Raw genomic sequence first — 4,619 nt, forward strand, 5'->3', positions numbered from 1 at the left:
CAGCTGTACGATAACAGCTGCTCCTTGACCTAATGCCTCTTCCAACTGTAACTTCAGCTTTGCCATTCGTTCAGGGGACTGGCTGTATATTTGCCGAATCAAGCTCCGCAGAGCCTGCAAGAGCGGCGAGAGAGGAACGTCACGATTCATCAGATCACATTTTCCTCCAATGAACAGACTGCCTTCTTTTCTAGCCAGCACCTGAAACTCTCGAATAAGCGCGGTTTTTCCACTGCCTGCACTTCCGCTAACGAATACGAACGAAGACACGCCGGCTTGCGCCTGTTGCAAAGCCTCGCGGAGCGCCTTTCCCTCCATTTCACGGCCAAAAAGAGTTTTTGGCAGCTGAAACCGACTAGCCTCATCGACACGAGCGATTTCGAAAGGGATGATCTCTCCTTTTTTCTCCATAGAAGAAGCACAGCTTTTCAAATCAAACAGCAATCCAAAAGCACTCTGATAGCGGTCTTCTGGCCTCTTCGACAACAGCTTCATAATTATATTTTCGAGAGAATCCTCCAGCTCCAAACGTACCTCACGCAAAGGCATTGGCACAATCGCAAGATGGGCATGCAGCCATTCTTCCCTATTCTGAGCTTGAAAGGGCAGACGACCTGCGAGCATGTGATAAAATATCATGCCGATTGCATACAAATCGCTTCGTTCGTCAGCTTTACGATTGATTCTGCCTGTTTGTTCAGGAGATAGGTAGGCGTAATCTGTTATTCTTTCGTCTGTGAGCACAACACTATTTATTTCCGATTGAATGAGTATCCCTGCTGGATTCAAATGACCGATCAGTAGGTTTTGCTTATGAGCCTTATGTACGGATTCAGTCAGCGCGATCGCTATATGTAAAAAGGAAGATGTATCCATTTTATTTCCGTTCAGCAAATCCTTTAACTTAACATTATTTGCAAGCAACATGTTATCCAGTCCTCCATCTAATCCGTGCAATGCTACTTTTCCAAAACGTTAAAGGCTATTCCACAGTTTATCACTGTTCAGTCAAGTAATGAATAAGAATTACATATAGGTCTGGTTGCCAATAAAAGAGCCTCAGAGACTAGTCTCTGAGGCTCAATGATAAAGTGTTTTTCTCGATTACATTAGGCTCACTATAATAACATTCACGGAATTGGCGGCTAAATTTATTATGGCAGCGTTATTCTCGATTTGTATTTCAGCTTCCATTGGGGTTATTTTCTCATCGTTCTTTTTGTTCACATTCGGAACATGAATAAGTGAAGCATCACCCGTTAATATGACCCATTTACCYGTAGTAGCTGCATTTATCCCTTTAAAATCAAGCTTCACTGCTTTCTCCACACCGTCTGCATTAACCAGCTTCACATACATATGCTTGTCATCTTTGGTAACGGAATGATAGATATCCCTGTTATAGGCTTCCAGTTTATAATCCAGAACCTTGCTTGCTGCTACGCCATCCGTATAAGAACAGATCAAATGCTGGCCATCAGCTCCTCCATAATTCACTGTAATCATATATTCAGTATGGTCGGCGAGCTCTTCATAGCAGCTAGCTCTCAAGTTACCTGCGGCTGTGCTCGAGGAGTAATCCTCTAACGTATAGCCCTCAATTCCTTGCTTATACACCTTTACGCCAGTGGCGCTGCCATTATAGCCGATCGCATATTCTATGACATCCTTATTGTCGGTTGAAATATCGGTCAAGCCTGCGCCCACATAAAAACCGTCTGTACCGGATATTCGTTCTGCTGCAACCTCAACTTTGTAATTGGTCCATGCTTCATTAAGGATATACAATCCATTCAAGCCGCTGCTCTGCGCTTTTAATACCAAGCCTTTGGCCGAATCAAGCGTATAACCTGCTGAGCCCGGAATGACTTGCCAAGCCGCATTTAATGCCTTCGTAAAATCCTGTTCAAAAAGTACGCTGCCATCCACATTGGACGTTACTTTCACACGCTTCACAACAATATCAGCATTTCCAGCAGCCACTTCAATGCCACCGCGAGGGATGAGCGCAGACCGCTCACCGTTCCGATAAGTCGTAAACGACGTATCTGCTACTTTAGTACCGATGTATTTTCCGAATAGCTGCTGCACGTAATAGTTCGGTGTATACCATACCGTTTCATCATCAAACCAAATACAATCCGGGGTCCATCGATATGTACCATCTGTCAGAACCTTATTAAACAACGGTGCAGTTGCTGCTAATCGAACGACATCCGAGTTATTCTCAAAGCTGGTCATAATCGCTGCTTCTGCAATTGCCCCAGCCAATGTGTTTTTATCCGTTGAAGCATATTCGCCGACAAATACTTTGGAGGTCTCGGCTTCATTCAGGCTGCCATCATCATTGTAAGCTCTGTGATAGTAATTATATCGGTCCGCATTAGCTAACAAATACTCATTCGAACGATAGTAGTGCTCATCCGCAATCGTATCCATGTAATTCTTTTGCTTCTCATACCACGTAACGGTTTCCTCAATGCGCGACAGCCCGTCCGTAAAGCTTATCGTCTCCGAGCCTGCCAAGCTGCCACTTAAAAACTTCCAGCCCTGCTGATAAGCATCATCATCCGCTTGCGCGCCCACGGTTGAAATAATATGCAGCTCATATCCAGCGTAATGCTGCTCCATATAATCATCAATAGCTGCTTTAAAATATTCAAAGTTCGCAAAAAATTCTGTACCCCAGTTTTCATTGCCCACGCCTAAGTAACGCAAATCAAACGCCGCTTCGTGGCCCATTTTTTTACGCAAAGCAGCCCATTCGTTATTCTCAAAATCTGTACTAATCGCAAAATCAATTAAGTCTGTAAAGTTTTTGACGTAGTAGTCCCTAAGCTTGCCGCCAGCGGGATTCGCGTAATCCGAACGAGCCTGGCAAAGCACGCCGCAGGCCATCACTGGGAGCGGAGCGGCATTCAGATCTTCAGCCAACTGGAAATATTCCATATAGCCAAGGCCCATCGTCATCATATAGCCCCATACGTTAAAGTTTTCTTTCCGCAGCTCCACATCCCCTACAGATTCCTTCCAATCGTATACGTTTTCCCAAATGTGAGAGCCCTCTGAAATACATCCGCCTGGAAAACGAAGAAAAGTAGGATGCAAATCAACTAGTGCGTTTACTAAGTCTTTTCGCAGTCTATAGTTTGAATTTCCTTTAAAGTTTGCATGAGCCGTCGAGGATCGCTGTTCCTCGCCCGCGCCCCAAACATCCTCCGGCAACAGTGAGACCATATCGATCGAGATTTCGCCGTTAAAGGTTAAAGCCAATTGACCAAGCACCGTTGTTAAGCCCGTCAATACAAGAGGGCTGTCCACACCGTACTTTTTCCATATGCCTCCGCCTTCTATTTGAACAACCACTGTGTCGCTGATAGAGACACCCTCTTTATCCAGCAGCTGCAAGGTGATCGTGCCTGCCGCTTCAGCTCTTGCCCAGATCGTAAAGTTGTATTTGGCAGCTTGTCTAATCGCCATTGCACAGTTTTGATTGGAATCCGCAAAACCTCGATTGGTTATCGTCGCTCCGCTCGCTACCGTTACATAATGAGCATTCACATCTTTGTCTGTTATTCCGAAAAAGTCATTTAAACCGCCCGTATTTTTCACCGTCATTTGCTTTGTATCGCCCGACCATGCATGCAGAGGCGTGTAGTTTCTTCCTGTTGAAGCACCATGCTCGCCGCACACATGAGAGTAGCTGTCGAACGCAAATGACTCGAAGGAGCGGTTCTGTACGAGCTCCGCGTATATACCGCCATCAGCTGCATTGTTAATATCCTCATAAAATAAGCCGTATAAAACGGGACTGACATCCAATATCTCTTTGCTTCCATCAATAGTCAACGTATACGGTGGTACACCTTGAGGAAGTACAGATACGGTGAAGCTTTTTACAGCGGAGCTTGCTCTTTTACTTACGATGGCTGTCATCGTTACGCCCTTTGCCGACTGCATTTCCTTGTTGACGATTCCCTCATTAGAAATCGTGCCGATATCACTCGATGCCCATGATACGCTCACTTTGCCGCCCATTAGAGAAGAAGGCAGCGCAATATCTTTTGTAATAATGAAGGTTGGGAACGTTAAGTACTTGTCTTTGGCAAGTTCAACAATCTCTTCATCCGTCAACGATTCGCACATCACTTCAATTACTTCATCTTGTGTTAGTCCCGCTTTGTATACACGGAAATCCGAAAGCGAACCGCAAAAATCCACATCTGCATCGTACTGGGACATTCCAATATAGTTGTTGCAGTAATTCTCTTGGTCAGCGAAAGAAGCAAACCATGCACGCAATTTAGCATAGGTACCGCTTGATGTCTGACTGATCGTTCCATCTGCAGCCACCTCGCCATTCACATATACAATCGGTCCTGCACTGCTGGATGTACCGGACTTCGTGCCTGCTACAGACATAGAAATATGCATCCATTCTCCCGCCGCAAAAGTCTTTCCAGGATCTGCGATCAAGTCTTCCCCTGCAAAACAAGCTGCACGCAAATTGCGTGTTAAGAACATATAAGGGCCTGTCGGCCCCTTGCCGAAATCAAAAATTGTTTCCCATACGCTTGAGCCTTTTACCGCCTATACCCAAGTTGTAATGGTAATACCGG

Annotated in this window: 1 protein-coding gene and 1 pseudogene; both read right to left on the bottom strand. The window is 45.3% G+C overall.

Going from position 1 to position 4,619, the window contains the following annotated elements; genetic code table 11:
- The coding region (locus AC1DSE_RS30575) for a BREX system ATP-binding domain-containing protein (RefSeq protein WP_477528727.1) at positions 1-927 on the bottom strand (927 nt) is incomplete at its 3' end.
- Between the two features lie 177 nt (positions 928-1,104).
- A pseudogene (locus AC1DSE_RS30580) lies at positions 1,105-4,619 on the bottom strand (alpha-L-arabinofuranosidase C-terminal domain-containing protein); the annotation flags it as partial.

The organism is Paenibacillus sp. 01L418, assembly GCF_056400045.1.